The sequence below is a fragment of the Pseudomonas sp. ITEM 17296 genome (genome assembly GCF_028895205.1).
Taxonomy (GTDB): Bacteria; Pseudomonadota; Gammaproteobacteria; order Pseudomonadales; family Pseudomonadaceae; genus Aquipseudomonas; species Aquipseudomonas kermanshahensis.
In genome coordinates this window covers 90,005-110,743 of record NZ_WJRS01000015.1, presented here as the reverse complement: position 1 = coordinate 110,743, position 20,739 = coordinate 90,005, and the positions used below count along the sequence as shown (strand labels likewise).

Here is a 20,739-nt window from a genome sequence, read left to right as displayed (position 1 = left end):
GCCTTCTAAAAGGACATCCCACATGCCCCACCACACCCCCTTGGCCAGCGCCATCGCCCTGGCCATCGGCAGCCTTGCCGTGCCCGCATTCGCCGCCGAACCCGCCACCAACCTCGACACCGTGGTCGTGGTCGGCACCCACCGCAGCGACGTCACCGCCCTGCAAAGCGCTGCGCCCGTCGACGTCCTGAGTGGCGAAAAACTGCAGGAAACCGGCGCCAGCGACCTGTCCGCCGCGCTCACGGCTTTGTCACCGTCGTTCAGCTTCCCGCAATCGCCACAAGGCGCCTTTGCCGGCTCCATCGCCCAGGGCGCCTCGCTGCGCGGCCTGGCTTCCGACCAGGTGCTGGTGCTGGTCAACGGCAAGCGCCGCCACACCAGCGCCAACGTTACCCGCCAAGGCTTGGTCAACGCCCGTGGCGCGGCGGCGGTGGACCTCAGCCTGATCCCACTGTCGGCCATCGAGCGGGTAGAGATCCTGCGCGATGGCGCCGCCGCCCAGTACGGTTCGGACGCCATCGCCGGGGTGATCAACATCGTCCTCAAGGAACGCGACGACGGCGGCAACGCCGGCTACCGCTTCGGCGGCTACAAGAAAGGCGATGGCCTGCAACGCAAGCTCAGCGGCTGGAAAGGCTTTACCCTGCCCAACGACGGCTTCCTTACCCTGGCCTTCGACGCTGGCAGCCAGGACCCGGCCAGCGACACGCGCGACGACAACCGCCTGTTCTACCCCGGTTCGACCAGCATCGACACCCCGCGTGAGCAGAACAACCGCTACCGCAACTGGCGCTGGGGCTCGGGCAACGTCTCGGACCAGTACAACTTCACCGCCAACGCCGAGATGGGCCTGAGCGAGGGCCTGAGCGCTTATGGCTTCGCCACCTACGCGCACAAGAACACCGACGCCGAGAACTTTTTCGATCCGCCCACCACCCTGCGCAACAACTACGGCAGCGTGGCGCTGGCGCGCTACCCCGACGGCCGCTTGCCAGTCACCCGCTATGGCCTGGAAGACTTCGCCGTCACCAGTGGCCTGCGCCTGGAGAATGAAGCACTGGGCAACTTTGACCTGGCGCTGAACTACGGCAACAACCGCGTCGACTCCACCGACCGCGACGCCATCAACCCCAGCTGGGGCACTGCCAGCCCCTCGACCCTCTACACCGGCCGGCGCGAAGCCGACCAGACCAACCTGACCCTGGACTGGACACGCGACTTCGCCAACGACTGGCTGTTCAAGCCACTGACCGTTTCGGCAGGGCTGGCCTGGCGCCAGGAGAACTTCGACCTGACCGAGGGTGACGCCGCCGGCTGGTCCAACGGGCCGCTGTTCAACACCGTCGACCCGGTTTCTGGCCGGCGTATTCCCGGTTATTACTCGGGCATCACCCAGGTCGATGCGGTGTCGCTCGACCGCCGGGTGATCGGCGCCTACTTGGATGTCGAAGCCCAGCTCACCGAAAAATTCCAGGCCGGCGTGGCGGTGCGTAGCGAGCACTACTCGGACTTTGGCGACACTACCAACGGCAAACTGTCGCTGCGCTATGACTTCACCCCCGAAATCGCCGCCCGGGCCAGCGCCAGCACCGGCTACCGCGCGCCTTCACTGGTGCAGAGCGGGTTGTCCTCGTTCAGCGTGCAGGTGGTGGAGCAACCGCCGGGCAGTGGCAACTGGGTCGAGGTGCAACAGCGCACCCTGCGGGCCGACAGCCCGGAAGCGGCGCTGCTGGGTGGCAAGTCGCTCAAGCCCGAAGAGTCGACCAACTTCTCCGTGGGCCTGGTCTGGCGGCCGCTGCCCAATGCCTCGGTGACGCTGGATGCCTACCGCATCGACATCGACAACCGCATCACCTTGTCCGACCAGTTGCCGTCGTCAGTAGTCACGCCGATTTTCGCCGGCACGCCCTACGCCAATATCCAGAGTGCGGCGTTCTACACCAACATCGCCGACACCCGCACCGATGGCTTCGAGCTGGCCGGCCACTACCAGCTCGAGCTGGACGGTTGGGGCCGGCTGGACTTCAACGGCGGCTATGCGCGCAACAACACCCGTATCACCGGGCTGGACGACGTGGGCAGCATCCCCGGCAACCAGATCATCGGCCGCAACACCCAAGGCCTGATCGAGGACGGTACGCCCAAGGACAAACTGACCTTGAGCGCCAACTGGCTGTATGACGGCTGGAGCGTCACCGTGGCCCAGCGCCGTTATGGCGAATGGCAGAGCCGCAACGCCGCCAACCCGGCGCTGGACCAGACGTTTGCGGCGCAGTGGGTGACCGACCTGGATGTGTCGTACCGCTTCGACCTGGGCCTGACCTTGTCGGCGGGCGCGATCAACCTGTTCGACAGCCACCCGGACAAGCTCGAAGGCGCGCAGCTGTATGGGGTGCCGAAGTATTCCATCACCAGCCCCGAGGGGGCGCAGGGGGCGTTCTACTACACCAGCGTCAGTTACGATTTCTGATCAGCGACCGCGCTGGCTTCTTCGCGGGCAAGCCCGCTCCCACCCGAACTGTGTAGCCTCCAAAGCTAGCGCCGTACTTGTGGCGGGCTTGCCCGCGATGAAGCCAGCACACGTAGTGCTGACGACCTGCTGCTGGAGCAGCAGCCCTGTGCTGCTCCAGCACCACCACATTCTCATCCCCCGTATTTCCGGGCCTTCAGCGCCTGGCACAGCTCTTGCGATAGCCCTTTCTATCGTCTGCTCCCCCAAGGCCCGCCATGCGCTTGCTCTCGCCCCTCTCCTGGTTGATCTCACCTGCAGCCCTGCTCGCACTCTGGGCCGTGCTGGCCAACGCTGGGCTGTTCCCTGCCAACCTGCTGGTGCCACCGCTGGAGGTCTGGCACAGCTTCACCGAACTGCTGGCCACCGGCGAGCTGCAGGAACACCTTTCCGGCAGCCTTTCGCGCCTGGCCCTGGGCTTTGTCGGCGGCGCGCTCGGCGGCCTGGCATTCGGCACGGCGCTGGCCTTGTCAAACACCGTGGAGGCCTACTGCGCACCGCTGTTCCACACGCTTCGCCAGGTGCCCAGCATCGCCTTGATCCCGATGTTCGTGCTGCTGTTTGGCGTCGATGAAACCTTCAAGATCGTCATCGTCGCCAAGACCGCGTTCTTCCCCGTGGCCCTGGCCACCTGTGAAGGGGTACGCGCGATCCCGCGCAGTCACTTCGAGGTCGCAGCGGTGTACCGCCTGCGCTGGACTACATTGGTCGGCCGTATTGCCCTGCCCGCTGCCGTGCCCGCGATCGTCACCGGCGTGCGCGTGGCGTTGACCCGCGCCTGGGTGGTGCTGGTGGCCTGCGAGCTGCTGGCCGCCGACAGCGGGCTGGGGCAGATGATCGAAATGGGCCGGCAGATGCTGCGCATCGATGTCGTGATGGTCGGGGTGGTGATCACCGGTGTGATCGGCTTCACCCTGGATTTTGCCCTGCGCCGCGTGGAGCGGCGCTTGTCTGGCTGGCAAAGCCGCTGAGGAGGCAGTAATGAAGCTACACAATACCCGCGGCCTGGTGCTGCCATTGCTGCTGCTCGGCGCCTGGGAATACGCCTCGTGCCAGGACGCCGCCGGCGCCTACGCCTTCGTGCCACTGGCGCAGGTAGGGTCGGCATGGGTCGAACTGCTGGGCAGCGGCGAGCTGCTGATCAACCTGTGGGCAAGCCTGGTGCGTACCTGCACCGGCCTGGCGGTAGGCATTGTCGGTGGTATCGGGCTGGGCGCGCTGATGGCCCTGTCCGCCCCTGCCAACCGCCTGATCGCGCCGCTGTTCCATGCCCTGCGGCAGGTGCCGATGCTGGGCTGGATCCCGTTGATCGGCCTGTGGCTGGGCAACGGCGAAAGCGCCAAGCTGCTGATCGTAAGCCTCGCGGCTTTATACCCCATGGTGCTCAACACCTTCGAAAGCCTGCGCCAGGTCGAGGCCCAGCACCGTGAAGCCGCCCGCGTGCTGATGCTCAGCCGCACCCAGCAGTTGCGCCTGATCCTGCTGCCTGCCGCCTTGCCGGGCATCGCCGCTGGCGTGCTGCAGGCACTGGCATTCGCCTGGGTGACCTCGGTCGGCAGCGAGCTGTTCCTGTCTTCCGGTGCCGGCCTCGGCAGCCTGATGATGACCGCCGAGGCCGGCGCGCGCATGGAGATCATCGTGGTCTGCGTGCTGTGCATCGGCCTGTGCGGCTACCTGATGTCCTGGCTCTGCACCCTCCTCTCCCGCCGCCTGCTGCGCTGGCGCCCGACCCGTTGAAAGGCCCGACCATGAACGCCATCGCCCACGCTCTACCCACCACCGCCACCCACGGCGCACTGACCCTTCGTGGCCTGAGCAAGGCCTACGCCCTCAAGGGCAAGCCGATGCAAGTGCTCAAGGACATCGAGCTGAACATCCAACCTGGCGAATTCGTCAGCATTGTCGGCGCCAGCGGCTGTGGCAAGTCCACGCTGCTGCGGCTGATCGTCGGCCTCGACCAGGACTATCAAGGGCAGATCCTGCTCGACCAGCAACCCGTGCGCGGGCCGGGCCTGGAACGCGGCATCGTGTTCCAGGACCACCGCCTGTTCCCATGGATGACCTTGCAGCAGAACATCGCCCTGGCCCTGAAAAACCACGCCATGCCAGCCACGCACAAAGACCGCCTGGTGGCTGAGCACATCGAGCTGGTGGGCCTGAGCGGTTACGAACACGCCTACCCGCACCAGCTCTCCGGCGGCATGGCCCAGCGCGCGGCCATTGCCCGGGCGCTGGTGAACAAACCCAAGGTGCTGCTGCTCGACGAGCCGCTCGGCGCCCTCGATGCCCTGACCCGGGTGAGGCTGCAGCAAGAGCTGCAGCGCATCTGGGTGCAGGAGCGGTGCACCGTGATCATGGTCACCCATGACATCGAGGAGGCGCTGTACCTGGGTGACCGGGTGATCGTGATGGATGCCCACCCAGGCAGAATCCGCGAGGACCTGCACATCGACCTGCCGCACCCGCGTGAGCGCGACAGTGCGGTGCTGCACGCTTACAAACAGCGGTTGCTGGGCGAGCTGGTGGGGCATTGAGCTGCGATCGGAACACCAGCCTCAGAAATCGTAGGCGACGCAAGGTGGCCGCTGTAAGCGCGCGTGCCTCATGACGGTCGCGCGACTCCCCCTTGTCGCTGCGCCCCTCCCGCCTCCATAATGATAAGAATTCTTATTTGAATTCGAATGTATGAAGAAGCCTCACAGGGAAGTGCATGCTCAGGTCGATGATCTCTACCGCGACCACCATCGCTGGTTGCGCAGTTGGCTGCAGCCAAGGTTGGCGTGTCGGCACCTGGCAACCGATATGGTCCAGGACGTGTTCGTGCGCATCCTCACCGCTGACAATGCCGCCGAGCGCCTGCGCGCCGTGCGCGAGCCGAAGGGCTACCTCGCCACGATTGCCCGCCGCCTGATGATCGACCACGTGCGCCGCGCGCGCCTGGAGCGAGCGTGGCTGCAAACGCTGGCCGAGCAACCGCAGGCGCTGGATATCTCCGAGGAAGAACGCGCGGTGCTGCTGGAAACCCTCTGTGAGCTGGACGCCATGCTGGCCGGCCTGGGGCCGGACGTGCGCCGTGCGTTTCTGCTGTCGCAACTGGAGGGCATGCCGTACAAGGACATCGCCGAACAGTTGGGGATTTCACTGTCATCGGTCAACCGCTACATGGCCAAGGCACTGCACCACTGCCTGCTGTTCAACCTTGAGGCGGGGCTGGCATGACGCTGGTCGACCCCAGGCAACGCGAGGCACTGGAGCAGGCCGTGCAGTGGTACACCCTGCTGCAGAGCGGCTCGGCCGGGCCGCAGGACCACCTTGGCTGGCAGCACTGGCTGCAGCAGACGGCGGCCAACCAATGGGCCTGGCAACAGATCGAGCACCTGCAGCAACGCCTGCAAGGCATCCCCGCCAGCGTCGGCTGCCGCACGCTGGACCTTGCCAGCCAGGCGCAGCTCAACACCCGCCGCAAGGTGATCAAGGGCGTGGCCTTGTTGCTGGGCGGCAGTGCCCTGGGCTGGGCCAGCTACGATCAAGTGCACAACGGCATCTGGCTCGCCGATTACCGCACGCGGGTGGGCCAGCGCCTCCCCGTCACACTGGCAGACGGTGGGCAACTGTTACTCAATACCGACAGTGCCGCCGATGTGCGCTATGACGCGCAGCAGCGTCTGGTGCGCCTGCGCCAAGGCGAGGTGATGGTCACCACGGCCAGCGATCCCGCTGGCCGCCCCTTCTTCGTGCAGACACTGCATGGCCGGGTGCAAGCCTTGGGGACTCGGTTTGCAGTGCGGGTCATGCAGGGGCAAACCCAGGTCGAAGTCTTCGAACACCAGGTGCGCATCCTGCCCAGCCATGGCCAGCCACTGCTGCTGCAGCCAGGGCAGTTCAGCCGCTTCTCTGCGGCGCAGGTTGCTGCAGCGAAGCCCTTGGCCGCCGAACAGGATGCCTGGACCCAAGGCCTGCTGGTGGCCAATGAACAGCGCCTCGGCGACTTCATCCCGGAGCTTGCCCGCTACCGTAGCGGCTGGCTGCGCTGCGACCCCGCCGTAGCGGCGCTGCGTGTGAGTGGTACGTTCCCGGTGGATGACACCGACAAGGCCTTGCGGGCGATCACCAGCGTGCTGCCGGTCAGCATCGAACGCCGCACCCGCTACTGGGTGACGGTCAGCGAACTGAACACAGCGTGAAGTTTTTTCGCGTCGATGAGATTTCTTCTCTTTCTCATTCGACTCAGGGGTAACGGGTGCATGACCCGCTTGCCAACATAAGAGAAGCCCTCCATGAAAACGCATCATCCGCTCCGCCCGCTGGCGGCTGGTATCCGCAAGGCGCTGTTCGTTTCGTGCCTGTTGCTGCCCGGCTTCGCTGCCACTGCTGCCCTGGCTGACACCGCCCCCCGCGAATACCACATCGGCCAGGGTGACCTGGGGCAGGCCCTGACCCGGTTCGCCACCCAGGCGGGTATCGTGCTGTCGTTCGACCCGACGTCCACCCAGGGCCAGAAGACTGCTGGCCTGAACGGTGTCTACGGGGTCGACGACGGCTTGCAGGCGTTGCTGTCGGGCAGCCGCCTGCGGGTGCTGCGCGAACGTGATGATCGCTATTTCATTGTCCCGGCAGGCGAAGAAAGCACAGCGCTGGAGCTGTCGCCGACGCAGGTGAACAGTGTAGGGCTGGGGGCGACGACCGAGGGCACTGGTTCGTACACGACTGGAGTGACCAGCACGGCCACCAAGATGAACCTGTCGATTCGTGAGACGCCGCAATCGATCAGTGTCATCACCCGCCAGCGGATGGACGACCAGCACCTTGCCAGTATCACCGATGTGCTGAAGGAGACCCCTGGCATCACCCTTTCACAAGATGGCGGGGAACGTTTCAACATCTATTCGCGTGGCAGTGCCATCAACAGCTATCAGTTCGATGGCGTCAACACCAGCCAGCAGAACGAGACCCGCAACATGCCCAGCACACTGCTGGACATGGCCTTGTACGACCGGATCGAGATCGTTAGAGGGGCAACTGGCCTGATGAGCGGCTCCGGTGAGCCGGGGGGCTTGATCAACCTGATCCGCAAGAAGCCGACGCATGAATTCAAGTCCTACGTCAAAGCCACCGTAGGTGCTTGGGACAACTACCGCAGCGAAGCGGATGTGTCGGGCCCGCTGACTGAAACCGGGAATGTGCGCGGTCGCCTGGTGGCGGCCAAGCAGGATAACCACACCTTCATGGACTGGTACGACCAGAAGCGAGAAATTCTCTACGGTGTCGTTGAGGCCGACCTGAGCGACACCACGCTGGTGCGCTTTGGTGTGGATTACCAGAAGTACCGATCGACCGGCTCCCCCGGTGTTCCCCTGCTCTTTGACAACGGCCAGCAAACCGATTTTTCGCGCGCCACCAGCTCTGGCGCCCGTTGGATGTACGATGATTTCGAGACCCTGAACTACACCGCGACCGTGGAGCAGCAGTTGGCCAATGACTGGAAGCTCAGGGTAGTGACGAACTACATGGACGTTGATCGCGATGCGGACCTGGGCTGGTTCAGGAGTACGACAGGGACGAGCTACCTGAATCAGCAGACCGGTGTTGCCAGCGCCGAGCGGGCGATGATTTCTGCCGATCAAGTGCAGAAAGGTGTCGACGTAAACCTGCAGGGCACCTATGCGTTGTTCGGTCGCGCCCATGATCTGGTGGTCGGCTACAACTATTCGGATTATCAGAACAACCACGACTCCCTGAGCGGTGGCAACACTGACTTCAACTTCTATACTTGGGACAACTACCTGGTACGCGATGGCTATCGTCCCTCGGTCCTGTTGGACATCAAAACCCGAGAAAGTGGGTACTTCGTGGCCAACCGGTTCAACCTCACCGATGAGCTTCACCTGCTGTTAGGCGCTCGGGTGTCGAACTACAGTTACGACTACAGCTTCACGATGCGCACGACCGGGCTGCACATACCCCGCCAGATGCGTGAGACAGGCGAAGTCACACCCTACGCCGGCGTGGTTTATGACCTGACACCGGAGCAATCCGTCTACGCCAGCTACACCGATATTTTCCAACCCCAATCTTCACAGGACAAAGATGGCCAAACCCTCGCTCCGGTCATTGGCAAGAACTACGAAATGGGTTGGAAAGGTGAATTCTACCAGGGTCGCCTGAATGCCAATGCGGCAGTGTTCAGGGTGGAGCGGGACAACTTCGCGGAACTCGATCCTGGGCAGACCACGCCCTCGGGCTCGTCGGCCTACCGCGCAGTCAACGGTGCCAGGACCCAAGGTTTGGACCTTGAGCTTAGCGGCGAGATCGCGCCAGGCTGGAACATGCAGACGGGCTACAGCCATGCGCGGACCGAAGATGCCGATGGCAATCGCCTGAACACCCAGTTGCCCATGGACACCTTCCGCCTGTGGACAACCTACCGCCTCCCGGGTGAGTGGGAACAGCTGACCGTCGGCGGTGGCGTCAATTGGGATTCCAGCAAGTCATTGACGTTCAAAGAGCTGAACAATGCCAAGGCCAAGGACGACGACTATGCGGTGGCCAGCCTGATGGCGCGTTACCAGGTCAATGACCACCTCTCGGCCACCTTGAATGTGAACAACCTGTTTGATGAGAAGTACTACTCCGGCATGGCCGGCAGCTACGGCCACTATGGTGCACCGCGCAATGCGGTGCTGGATCTGCGCTACGACTTCTGAAGCCTGCCCCGGCGCCTGTGCTAATGTCGGTCGACTTGCTTGCCCATCAACATGGAGCCCCCTACATGGACGTACGTTGCACATCGATCGAGGACGTTCGCTCGCGCATCGACCAAATCGACCAGAACCTGGTCGCGCTGCTCGCCCAACGCGGCCAACTGGTCGCCCAGGCAGCCACTTTCAAGAAGACCACCGACGATGTGCGCGCACCGGCGCGGGTCGAGCAGGTGATTGCCAAGGTGCGTGCAATTGCCAGCGATACCGGGGCGTCGCCCGACGTGGTGGAACGGGTGTACCGGGCGATGATTGCGGCCTTTATCGATGAAGAGCTGAAACTGCATGCCGCATTGAGCCGTGAGTGAACCTAGACGGGTTCAACACTGCCCTACGCGAACCCGGTAGGAGCAGCCTTGTGCTGCGAAGAGGCCGGTGACAGCAGCAAAAAAACGCTGTGCTGTCACCGGCCTCTTCGCAGCACAAGGCTGCTCCTACACGAGAGCGCGTCAACTGTGGGACGACGAACGCTCAGCCACTCACCCCGCCAGAATGAAGTCTGCCGCCGTCACCGTCGTGGCGTCGGCCACCCCCACCAGGCGGATCGAGTCGGCAGCGCCGATGCTGACCAGCGTATCAGCGCCGACATCGGCGATGGTGACGCTGGCAGCGAAGGTGGCAGCCGTGATGTTGAGCGCGGTGATGTCCAGCCGGTCCTGGCCGCCCGACGCGATGGCATCGAAGTTGATGATCAGGTCGTTGCCAAAGCCTGCAGCGAACTGGAAGACATCATTGCCGTCAGTGGCAATCATCGTGTCGTTGCCCGCCCCACCTGTGACCGTATCGTTGCCAGCGGCACCGTTGATGAAGTCGTTGCCGGCCCCTCCCAGCAAGGTGTCGTTGCCGACGTCACCAAACAGCGTGTCGTTGCCATCGCCACCCTGCAGCAAATCGACGCCGACGCCACCGTCCAGGGTGTCGTTGCCCAGGCCACCCAGCAGCGTGTCGTTGCCAGCGCCCCCCAGCAGTGAGTCATTGCCATCACCGCCATCGAGGCTGTCATCGCCACCGCCGCCGTTCAAGGTATCGATGCCCAGCCCACCAAACAGCTGGTCGTTGCCGGCATCACCGTTGAGCGTGTCGTTGCCCGCGTTGCCATTGAGGATGTCGTTGCCGCCGTCACCATTGAGCGTGTCATTACCTGCCCCGCCGTTGATGAGGTTGGCCAGCCCATTGCCCGTGGCAGTGAAGTTGCCCACCCCGGTAAAGGTCAGGTTCTCGACGTTGCCGGCCAGGGTGTAGGTACCCAGCGAGGTCTGCACGGTGTCGGTACCGGCACCCGACGCTTCGACCACCACATCGTTGGCATTGTCGACCACGTAGGTGTCATTGCCGACGCCACCCACAAGGCGGTCAGCCCCCGCACCGCCATTGAGCACATCGTTGGCTGCCCCCCCAGTGAGGGTGTTGGCCAAAGCGTTGCCGGTGCCGGTGAAGCTGCTGCTGCCGGTGTAGGTCAGGTTCTCGACATTCGCCGTCAGCGCGTAGCTTGCCAGGCTGGTCTGCACCAGGTCGGTCCCGCCGTTCAGCGCCTCGGTCACCGTGTCACCGGCGTTGTCGACCACGAACGTGTCGTTGCCGGCTCCACCGTTCATGGCGTCCGCGCCAAGCCCACCGTTGAGGGTGTCGTTGCCATCGTCGCCGTTGAGGATGTCGGGGTCGTCACCGCCGTTGAGCACGTCGTTACCCAGGCCGCCGAACAGCTGGTCCGCGCCGCCCAATCCGTTGAGGGTATCGTTACCGCCCAGGCCCGAGATCACGTCGTTACCCGCCGAACCGGTCAGGGTGTTGGCCGCGTTGGTACCGACCAGGGTCACACCGGGCGGCACCACCACGGGCGCGGTTGCTGCCGACGTCAGCGTCTCCAGCGTGCCGAAGCCGTCGGTGTAGCGCACGATTACCCGCAGTTGCTGGTTACCCTGGGCAAAGCCCGGGGTGAAGGTGGCCGCCGTTGCGCCGACGATGTTGCTGAAGCTGCTGCCGCTGCCTTGCTGCCACTGGAAGCTGAACGCGCCCAGCCCGTCGAGGTCGGCAATGCCAGCGGTAAGCGCGGTCAGCACCTGGCCGCGGTCGGGTGTGGTGTCGCTGATCAGCACCGCGCCTGTCGGTGCATCGTTGACGTTGGCCACCGGGTCGAGGATGTCGGAGGCAACACTTTCGTGCACGCCGAAGTCATCCACGTAGCTGACCACCACCCGCATGTTCTGCCCCACCTGCGCCTGGGTCAGGACGAAGGTGCTGTTGATGGCACCGGCAATGTTGACCCAGCCAACGCCCCGGTTCGACTGCCACTGGAAGGTGAACTGCGGGTTGCTCAGGCCGTCGGCATCGACAATGGTGGCCGGGTTGGCGGTCAGCGTCTGGTTCTGTATCAGCAAGCCGGTCACGGCCGGCCCGGCGCTCGGCGCGCTGTTGGGCGCCGAGTCGACGATTTCCAGGGTGCCCTTGGCATCCTGATACACCGCCCGCACCCGAATGCTCAGCCCCGCCACATCGTCGGTCACCCGGTAGGTGCTACCGATGGCCCGCGACACTTCGCCGGCCGCGACGAAGGTGATGTCCTCATACACCCCCGAACCCGGCAATTGCTCGACCTGCCAGTAGTAAGCCACTGGGCCGTTGACCGCGCCGGTCGGGTTGCTTGCACTGGCGTTGTCCGCATCGTGCACGGCCAGGTCAGTGACCCGCAGCAGCTGGCCAGCCACCGGTGTGTCATCGCGTACGCCGGTGGCATCGTCGAGGATCACCAAGTGGCCCGACGGGCCTGCGTTGGCGGCCGTGCCGACACCGGAGGCGATGGCCCGGTCGGAGAACTGCAGCCGCTCGATGCCGGTCAGCCGATCGACCCCGTCACGCCCCGCTACCAGGTCGGTGACAATCACGGTATTGCCATCGACCACGACGTTGTAGTCCGTCGCCACGCCTGAGAACAGCGCGGTGTCGAAGTTGTCAGCCCCTTTCAGGATCTCCCGCACGATCACCAGTTGCCCGGGGTTGTAGGTGCCGTTGAGCATGAACGGCACCATCGGCTCCATGCTGTCGAACGAGGCGATTTCCGGGCCGGTGCCATCGCTGTTGGCGCGTACGCTGATGCGCACGTTGAGCCACTTGTCACCGTCGAGGATATCGTCACCGCCGCGGCCTTCGATCAGGTCGCTGCCGCTGCCGCCGAGGATGATGTTGCCGCCGTCGTAGAACGTCGCGCCAGCGGCCAGCAGATCGGCCAGGCCGTTGATCAGGCTGATGTTGGTCAGCACGCTGCCATTGGCACCGGCGGTGGGCAGCGAGGCGGCATCTTCGTTGTCGCCGCGCAGGAAGTCACCGTGCGCCGAGCCTGACAGGCCCTCCATGATGTCGAAACGCACCAGCGCCGATGCCCCCGAACCCGGTACCGGCGGCACATCGAAGAAGCGGTCGCTGTAGTCGATGGTCACGCCTTGGGCGAGCCCCTTGAAGGTCGCCCAATCGTAGCCGGAGCCGCCGATATAGCGGTCACCGAAGCCGAGGCTGCCGACCATGATGTCGTCGCCCCCTTCGCCGTTGAACTTGTCGTTCTCGTTACCACCGACAAACACATCGTTGCCGATGATCGGGTCGTTGCCGAGCGGGTCGAAGTTGTCGCCAGGGGCACCGTCCGAGGTGCCCTTCTCGATCCAGTCGTCCCCTTCGTTACCCATGTCCTGTTCGTTGGCCTTGCTGCCCAGGATGAAGTCATTGCCCTGGCCGCCGATAGCCTCGGAAGCGTCTTCACCGGTGACGATGAAGTCGTTGCCGAAACCGCCAATGATCAGGTTGATGCCATTACCGCCGTGCAGCACGTCGTTGCCGTCGCCGCCCTGGATATTGTCGTCACCGCCCATGTCGCTGATGATGTCGTCGCCGGCACCGCCGCGCAGTTGGTCGTTGCCGTTACCGCCTTCGATGCGGTCATTGCCGGCATCGCCCCAGACCGTGTCGTCCCCCCCGCCGGAGACGAGCACATCGGCGCCGTTGGTGCCACCCAGCACAATGTGCTCGTCACCGGCATAGCGGATGTAGTTGCTGTCCGGCCCTGCGGTCAGCGGGCTGTCGCGGAACACCACCTGCTGGCCGTTCTCGCCCAGCGGGTCGGCATTGCCCAGGCCATCGTTGTACTGCTTGCTGCGGTCCACTTCGAGGTAGAACGCAGGGTCCGAGAACACCAGGCCTGGCAAGTGGGTGGCCGAGGTGTTGGCCATGATCAGCTTGGCGAACGAGTTGCTTTCCAGTTCCGCGTTCATCGACAGGCCAGCGGTGCGCTCCAGGTAGTAGAAGCGGTCGCCGTCCTGGAGTTTTTCCAGCTGGTTCTCGAACACGAAGTTGAACGTTGAACCGAGCATGCCGCCGAACGGAGTTTTCGCTTCGGCCAGGCCGCCGATCCACAGGTCGATGGCATCGACACCGGTCACCGTGACGCCCTTCAGGTCATCGGCCGTGCCCAGCACGCCGTCCTTGCCCGGCCGTGTCACGTTGGCCCAGGCCCCGGTGCCGTTGAGGAAGTCGAGCCGATCAAGCGGTGAACCATCGCCGCCGAACACCAGCGCCATCGCCGCCGCACGCTTGTCCACCAGGGTGGTTGCCCCGGTGATGGTGCTGTGCGTGCCATAGGCGGCGATGAAGTTGATCAACGACTCCGGATGCTTGAGGTGTTGCACCAGGTCGACCCAACTGGTGTACGGCTTGAGTTGGGTATCGCCGGTTTGCCCATAGATGTCGCGGCGTACGGCGTTGAGCGAAGGGATACCGACATCGCGGCCACGGGCGATGTTGATCGCCGGCAGGTCGAGCGGCAGCCCGAGCAGGTTGTTGCGCAGCGCCTCGGTGACGAACTCGTCAATTTCGTTACCGGCCTGGCGGGTAACCCCGCGCACGATGGCACTGGTCGCATCCTCGGGGGTGACGCCACTGGCGGCGTACGCCAGCGGGTTGAGGAACGCGGCGATCAGGCCCAACTGCTGGTCGGGGTCGGCGCTGGAGGGGTCTTTGACCACGTTGAAGTCGATGTCGAAACGGTCGACGGTCTCGGTCAGCATCGAGTGGCCGAAGCGGTACACCGTGTGCGCGAACTCGGCGACGATCGAGGCGTCGAGGTCAACGTCGTACACCTGGGTCGGGGCGAAGAACAGGTCGACACGCGGTTGGATGGTGCGGGCGAACTCCTCGAACACCAAGTGCTGGTACTGCATCTCGGTACCGAACTTGGCTGCCTGGAACAACCGTTCGCCATTCCACACCAGTGCATCGATCTCGGCCTGGCTGGCCGGCAGTGCGTTGACCGGGTTGAGCAGCCACTCGTTGAGGAAGGCCACGTCGCCCGAGTCGAGCACGGTGTCCTTGGTCTGCGCCACCAGCCGGTTGTGCTCGGCGTGGAAGATCGCGTGCACGGCGGTCAGGCCGATGTTTTCGTTAACCCGGCCGTCGCCCGCGATGTAGTGCGCATCCAGCAACTCGTTGTCGTAGGACAGGTTGGCGCCGGTCTGCGGGTTGACCGGGACGGCGTTGCCGACCTGGATACCGGCATCGGGTGCCAACACACCGCCGTTGAACACTGGCACGGCATTGTGGGCGATGTCGGCGAGGAACTCGTGCCCCGTGCGCACGGCGTTGGTCAGGTCGATCGGCGCCAACGGGTTGCCTTCGACCAGCACGTCATCCGCCGTGCCGCCCACGCCATCGGCGCCCTTCATGACCACCATCGGGTAGCCATTGGGCCCTTTGATGAAGTTGCCGTAGGCATCGGTCGCCAGCAGCGGAACGTTGTTGACGTCGGCATCGGTGAGGTGAATGCCGAGCAGGTCATTGGCCTGCGCCTTGACCACTTTCCAGGTCGCCATGCCGCCGATTTCGCTGTCGTCGGCACTGCCGAACTTGCCATCGGCGCCCAGGTCGCGGTTGGTGATCAACCGGCCCGTGGCGACGGGGCCATGGTCCGTCATCTGATAGCCGCGCAGGAACACCTGGTGCGACGGGTGCGAGCTGTAGGTCTGGTTCTGGTCCACGAATGGCGTGGTGGTGTTGCTGTGCTCATGGATATCGTCGGCGTTGCCGAGAATGCCATCCGGCCCTGGCTGGTTGGTGGCCCGGGTCAGCACCATGAAGTTGGTGTTGCCACCCGGCACATACAGCGGGTCATCCGGTTGCAGCGGAATATACACGGTACCCGAACCGCCCTTGGTGACCAGGTCCAGGCCATGGTCGAAGAACTGGCCAAAGAAGGTCATCCAGGCGTTGAACGGCGCAGACAGCCCGGCATCCGCCGTGGTGTTCTCGAACAGGTACACGTCGTGGTCGTCATTGGTGCCGAACTGCCCGTCCAGGCCGGGGCTGGCGACGACCCGCACGCCATCCTTGAGCACATCGTCGTTACCCGGCGTGCCGAAGTTGAGCACGCCGTCGACGCCAGGGTCATAGGCTGTGGCATAGGCGGCCGGGTTGTTCGAGGTCTGGTCGACGATCAAGTTGCTGATGGTGCGCGGCTGCGAGTCGAACACTGCGCCGCTGGTTTGTTGGTAGGACGACCCTGGAATGGCCGGCGAGCCTGGGCCGAAGAAGCCGGCAGGCGCGCCTTCAGCGGGGTTGAACACCGGGTCGGTGAGGCGTGGGAAGACATTATCGGCCGCCCCGAACTGGGTGTTGTTGATGCCGTTGAGGTTCATCAGGTTGTTGTTCGAACCGTCGACTGCTCGCAGCCCCAGGGGTGCACGAATGTTCGGTATCAGCGAGAGGATGTCCTGCCCGGCGGCATCAGCCTCGGCGATCTTGATTTGCGCGAGGATGAAGTTGAGGTCGGAACGGACCATGTGCAGGCCTGCGCCACCTTCGCTGGCATCAACCACCGGCGTCGGCGCAGTCGGCACCACGGGGGCGCCCGCCTCGACCACGGCCGTGGGTTGCGAGAACAGCACTTCAGTGGTGCCGTGCGCATCCTGGTAGATCGCCTTCACCCGCAGTGACAGCCCGGCAAGGTCTGGCGAGACCTTGAACGCCGTGCCATCGGCGCTTTGGAACGCCAGGTCGCCGGCCGGCAGCAGGATGATGTCCTCGAACACACCGCTGCCCGGGTTCGCCTCGAACTGCCAGTAGTAGGACACCGAGGTATTGTTGAGCACGCCTTGCGGATTGGTCGGCGACACATTGTCGCCATCGCGCACCCCGGCCATGCTCACGGTCAGCATGTCGCCCACGGTGATCGCGCCAGCGTTGTTGTCGGTGACAGTCGGGCTGCCGGTTGGCTGCGCATTCACCCCGGTCACCAGCACGCGCTGGCCATCGGCAAATTGCAGGCGCTCGATATGCAGCAGGGTGTCGACGCCGTCACGGCCGGCAACGGTGTCGGTCACCGTCCACACATCGTCCGCCACATCGGCTGTGCCACGGTTGTTCTGGGTAACCACATAGTCGGCCTGAACACCGGAGAACACAGCGGTATCGAACGCCGCGCCACCCGTCGAAGTGCCGGGCAGGATTTCCCGCACGGCCTTGAGCTGGCCTGGGTTATAGGTGCGGTCGAGCATGAACGGGATCATGTCGACCATGCTGTCGAAGCTGGCGATTTCCGGCCCGGTATGGTTGACGTCGCCGGCGGCATACACCGCGATGCGCACGTTGATCCACTTGTCGCCGTCGATCAGGTCATCGCCGCCGCGGCCCTCGATCAGGTCGCTGCCATTGCCACCGAGGATGATGTTGCCGGTGGCAAAGCCGGTGGTGGGCAAACCAGCGTCAGCCAGGAACTGCTGCAGCCCGTGGATCAGCGCCACATTGGTCAGCGCACTGCCAGTGGCACCGCCGTGGTTGAGGATGGTGACTGCATCGACGTCGTCACCCTTGAGCACATCGCCAAACTTGGAACCGGACAACCCTTCGACTTCGGCAAAGCGGTCGAGGATCGAGGCCGGCGAGGCGCCGACCGGGTTGAACACGCCGGCGTTCTGGTTAGGCGCGTTGCCATGGGGCTGCGCCAGCGCGGCCAGGCTCAGGTCGACAGTGACGCCGACCTGGTCATTCTTGTAGGTGACCCAATCGAAACCGGACATGCCGTCCATCTTGTCCTGGGCATCGCTGCCGACAAAGATGTCGTCGCCACCTTCGCCGATCATCTCGTCGAAGCCACCACCGCCGACGAAGATGTCGTTGCCGATCACTTCGTCACCCAGCAGCGGCGCGAAGTTGTCGCCGGGCGCACCGTCCTGGGTGCCCTTCTCGATCCAGTCATCGCCTTCGTTGCCGGTGGGCGGCAGGTTGGTCTTGGCGCCGAGGATGAAGTCGTCGCCCTGGCCGCCGAACGTGGTGCTGATGTCTTCGGTGGTGATGATGAAGTCTTGGCCATCGCCGCCCAGGATCAGGTTGCCGGCAACGCCCATGCTGCCGGCGACGATTACATCGTTGCCGGCGTTGCCTTCCAGGCGGTTGTCACCGAACGAATCGGTGATGATGTCATCGCCCGCGCCACCCAGCACCGCATCATTGCCGGCGCCCCCTTCGAGGCGGTCATCGCCGCCGTCGCCGTAGAGCGTGTCGTCACCCTCGCTGGAGATGATGATGTCATTGCCCGCAGTGCCCCCCAGAACCACATGGTCCAGGCCGGTGTAATGCAGGTAGTTGCTGTCGGGGCCTACGGTATCCGGGTTGTCGCGGATCACCAGCGGGACGATTTCCTGGCCGTAGATCATGATGCCGCCGGTAGGGTCGGCCTTGCCGTCGGCACCCAGCCCGGTGAACTGGTTGGCCTGGTTCACTTCGAGGGTGAACGTCGGCGTCAGGAACACCGTGTTGGACAGGTGGGTGACGTCGGAGTTGAGCATGATCAGCTTAGCGAAGGAGTTGTTTTCAAGCTCCGTGCCGAAGTTCAGGCCCGCTGTACGCGACAAGTAGTAGAAGCGGTCGCCGTTCTGCAGCGCCTCCAGCTGGGTTTCGAAGACGAAGTTGAAGCTCGAACCCAGCATGCCGCCGAACGGCATCTTCTGCTCGGCCAGGCCACCGACCCAGAAGTCGATGGTGTCGACGCCGGTGATGGTCACCCCGCTCACGTCGTCCGCAGTGCCCAGCACGCCGTCTTTGCCGGCCCGGGTCACGTTGGCCCAGGCGCCGGTGCCGTTGAGGAAGTCGAGGCGGTCGAGCGGCGCGCCATCGCCCCCGAACACCAAGGCCATGGCGGCGGCACGTTTGTCGGCCAGCGTGGTCGCCCCGGTGATCGTCGCATGGGTGCCGTAGGCGGCGATGAAGTTGACCAGCGATGCCGGGTGCTTGAGGTGGTCGGCGAAGTCGACCCAACTGATGTAGGCCTTGAGCTGGCTGTCGCCGGTCGCGGCATAGAACTCACGGCGCGCCTCATTCAGCGAGGGGATGCCGGTGTCGCGCCCACGGGCAAGGTTCAGCGCCGGCAGGTCGAGCGGCAGGCCCAGCAGGTTGTTGCGCAGGGCTTCGGTAACGAACTCATCGATCTCGTTGCCGACCTGGCGCGTCACGCCGCGAATGATTGCCCCTGCCGCTTCATCGGCCGTCGCCCCGCTGCCAGCGAATGCCAGCGGGTTGAGGAAGGCAGCGATCAGGCCAAGCTGCTGGTCGGGGTTGTTGGGGTCGGTAAGAACGGGGTTGAACTCGGGGTCGAAGCGATCGACGGTCTCGGTCAGCATCGAGTGGCCGAAGCGGTACACCACGTGGGCGAACTCGGCGAGGATGGCCGGGTTGATCGAGGTGTCATAACCGTTGGGCGCCAGAAACTCGTCGATCTGCGGCTGGATGGTGCGGGCGAACTCCTCGAACACCAGGTGCTGGTACTGCATCTCGGTGCCGAACTTGGCGGCCTGGAACAGGCGTTCGCCATCCCACACCAGCGCGGCGATCGCGGCAGGTGTGGTCGGCAGCGCGGCAACGTCATCCACCAGCCATTCGTTGAGGAAGGCCAGGTCGCCTGCGGCGAGGATGGTGTCCTTGGATTGCTGGACCAAGCGGTTGTGCTCGGAGTGGAACACGTGGTGCACGGCGGTCAGGCCGATGTTCTCGTTCACCCGGCCGTCGCCGGCGATGTAGTGGGCGTCGAGCAGTTCATTGTCGTAGGTCAGGTTGTTGCCACCTGGGCCCACCAGCTGCGCATTGCCCACCGCGGTGTCGCCGTCGGCCTGCAGCACGCCGCCGACCACCACGGGCGCGGCGTTGTGGGCGATATCGTCGAGGAAGCCGTGCCCGGTGCTGACAGCATTGGCCAAGCTGATCGGCGCGGCGCGATTGCCCTCGACCAGTTGGGTCACGTCATCGGCCGTGCCGGCAACCCCATCGGCGCCATTGCTGACGCGCATTACCACCTGCGGCATGCCATTGGGCCCGCGCAGGAAGTTGCCATAGGCATCGGTCGCCAGCAGCGGCACGCTGTGCACGTCGGCATCGGTCAGGTTGATACCGAGCAGGTCGCGGGCCTGGGCCTTGACCACGGCCCAGGTGGCCATGCCGCCATTTTCGCCATTGCCATCGTCGGCCGTGCCGAACTTGCCGTCGGCGCCGAGATCGCGGTTGGTGATCAGGCGCCCGGTGGCGATCGGGTCGCCCGCGGCGTTGAGCATGTACTCGCGCAGGAACACCTGGTGCGAGGGGTGCGAACTGTAGGTCTGGCTCTGGTCCACGAACGGCGAGGTGGTGTTGGGCTGGCCATCGTCGGCCGTGCCCAGCACACCGTCCGCGCCGGCCGTGCGCACGGCACGTGGCAGCACCATGAAGTTGGTCGGGCTGTTGGGCACGTACAACGGGTCGTCCGGCTGCAACGGGATGAACACGATGTCGGTGGTGCTCTTGGTCACCAAGTCCAGGCCGTGATCGAAGAACTGGCCAAAGAAGGTCATCCAGGCGTTGAAACCGGCCGTCAGGCCCGCGTCTGCAGACTGGTTGGGGATGAAGAACACGGGCTTGTCGTCAGCCGTGCCGAACACCCCATCGAGGCCAGGGCTCATCACCGGCGCCGCGCCGCCATTGGCTTCGACGGCGGCGGGGTTGTTCGGCGTCTGGTCGACGATCAGGTTGCTGATGGTGCGCGGCTGCCCGTCGACCACCGTGCCGGTGCCGGCATAGGCCGCGCGGTACGACGCATCAAGCAAACGCAGGAAGGAATTGTCGGCGGCACCGAACTCACTTTGCCCGGCCACCAGGTTGTTGTAGCTGCCGTCCACGGTGCGCAAGCCAAACGGCACCTGGCTGTTGGGCAGCAGATCGATGAGATTGGCGCCCTTGGCGTGGGCTTCGGCGATGAAGATCTGCTTGAGGATGAACTCCAGGTCCGACTTGCTGAAATTGGCCATTTAGATTGCCCTCGATCTATCGGGAGAAAGACACAGGGCAACAGGGTCCATCCCGCGCCCAGTCAGTACTGACGTGCGCAGTTCGTGGTTCGGTTTTCCGGGATCGGTGGTGCGATGACTTCTGGTCAAGCGCGGTCCGTAGGAGCGGCCCGAATAATCAAGACTA

At 64.4% G+C, this 20,739-nt stretch carries 9 protein-coding genes; 8 read left to right on the top strand and 1 reads right to left on the bottom strand.

All coding sequences use genetic code 11. The annotated features are described in order from the left end of the window. Nucleotides 1–22 precede the first annotated feature (22 nt). The 8 genes from GIB19_RS17600 to GIB19_RS17565 all read left to right on the top strand — a co-directional run bounded on the left by GIB19_RS17600 (nucleotide 23) and on the right by GIB19_RS17565 (nucleotide 9,575). A complete protein-coding gene (locus GIB19_RS17600; RefSeq protein WP_274887356.1) occupies nucleotides 23–2,470 on the top strand; it encodes a TonB-dependent receptor plug domain-containing protein in 2,448 nt (815 codons plus the stop codon). Between the two features lie 257 nt (nucleotides 2,471–2,727). Next, a complete protein-coding gene (locus GIB19_RS17595) occupies nucleotides 2,728–3,480 on the top strand; it encodes an ABC transporter permease (RefSeq protein WP_099429817.1) in 753 nt (250 codons plus the stop codon). Nucleotides 3,481–3,490: 10 nt separating this feature from the next. Then, complete coding sequence (locus GIB19_RS17590) at nucleotides 3,491–4,246, top strand: ABC transporter permease (protein WP_274887354.1); 756 nt, start codon at nucleotides 3,491–3,493, stop codon at nucleotides 4,244–4,246. Between the two features lie 11 nt (nucleotides 4,247–4,257). Further along, entirely contained in the window at nucleotides 4,258–5,043 is a 786-nt protein-coding gene (locus GIB19_RS17585; protein ID WP_274887352.1) for an ABC transporter ATP-binding protein, read from the top strand. A 151-nt stretch (nucleotides 5,044–5,194) separates the two neighbouring features. Next, on the top strand, nucleotides 5,195–5,728 hold the full coding sequence (locus GIB19_RS17580; protein WP_099429820.1) for a sigma-70 family RNA polymerase sigma factor: 534 nt from the start codon (nucleotides 5,195–5,197) through the stop codon (nucleotides 5,726–5,728). Then, on the top strand, nucleotides 5,725–6,693 hold the full coding sequence (locus GIB19_RS17575; protein WP_099429821.1) for a FecR domain-containing protein: 969 nt from the start codon (nucleotides 5,725–5,727) through the stop codon (nucleotides 6,691–6,693). The genes GIB19_RS17580 and GIB19_RS17575 overlap by 4 nt, the downstream gene beginning before the upstream one ends. A 93-nt stretch (nucleotides 6,694–6,786) precedes the next feature. Next, a complete protein-coding gene (locus GIB19_RS17570; RefSeq protein WP_274887349.1) occupies nucleotides 6,787–9,213 on the top strand; it encodes a TonB-dependent siderophore receptor in 2,427 nt (808 codons plus the stop codon). Between the two features lie 65 nt (nucleotides 9,214–9,278). Beyond that, entirely contained in the window at nucleotides 9,279–9,575 is a 297-nt protein-coding gene (locus tag GIB19_RS17565) for a chorismate mutase (protein ID WP_274887348.1), read from the top strand. A gap of 171 nt (nucleotides 9,576–9,746) precedes the next feature. Here GIB19_RS17565 and GIB19_RS17560 read toward each other — a convergent pair whose 3' ends face one another. After that, nucleotides 9,747–20,573: a peroxidase family protein gene (locus GIB19_RS17560; RefSeq protein ID WP_274887345.1), complete on the bottom strand. Its 10,827-nt coding sequence runs from the start codon at nucleotides 20,571–20,573 to the stop codon at nucleotides 9,747–9,749. Between the last annotated feature and the right edge of the window lie 166 nt (nucleotides 20,574–20,739).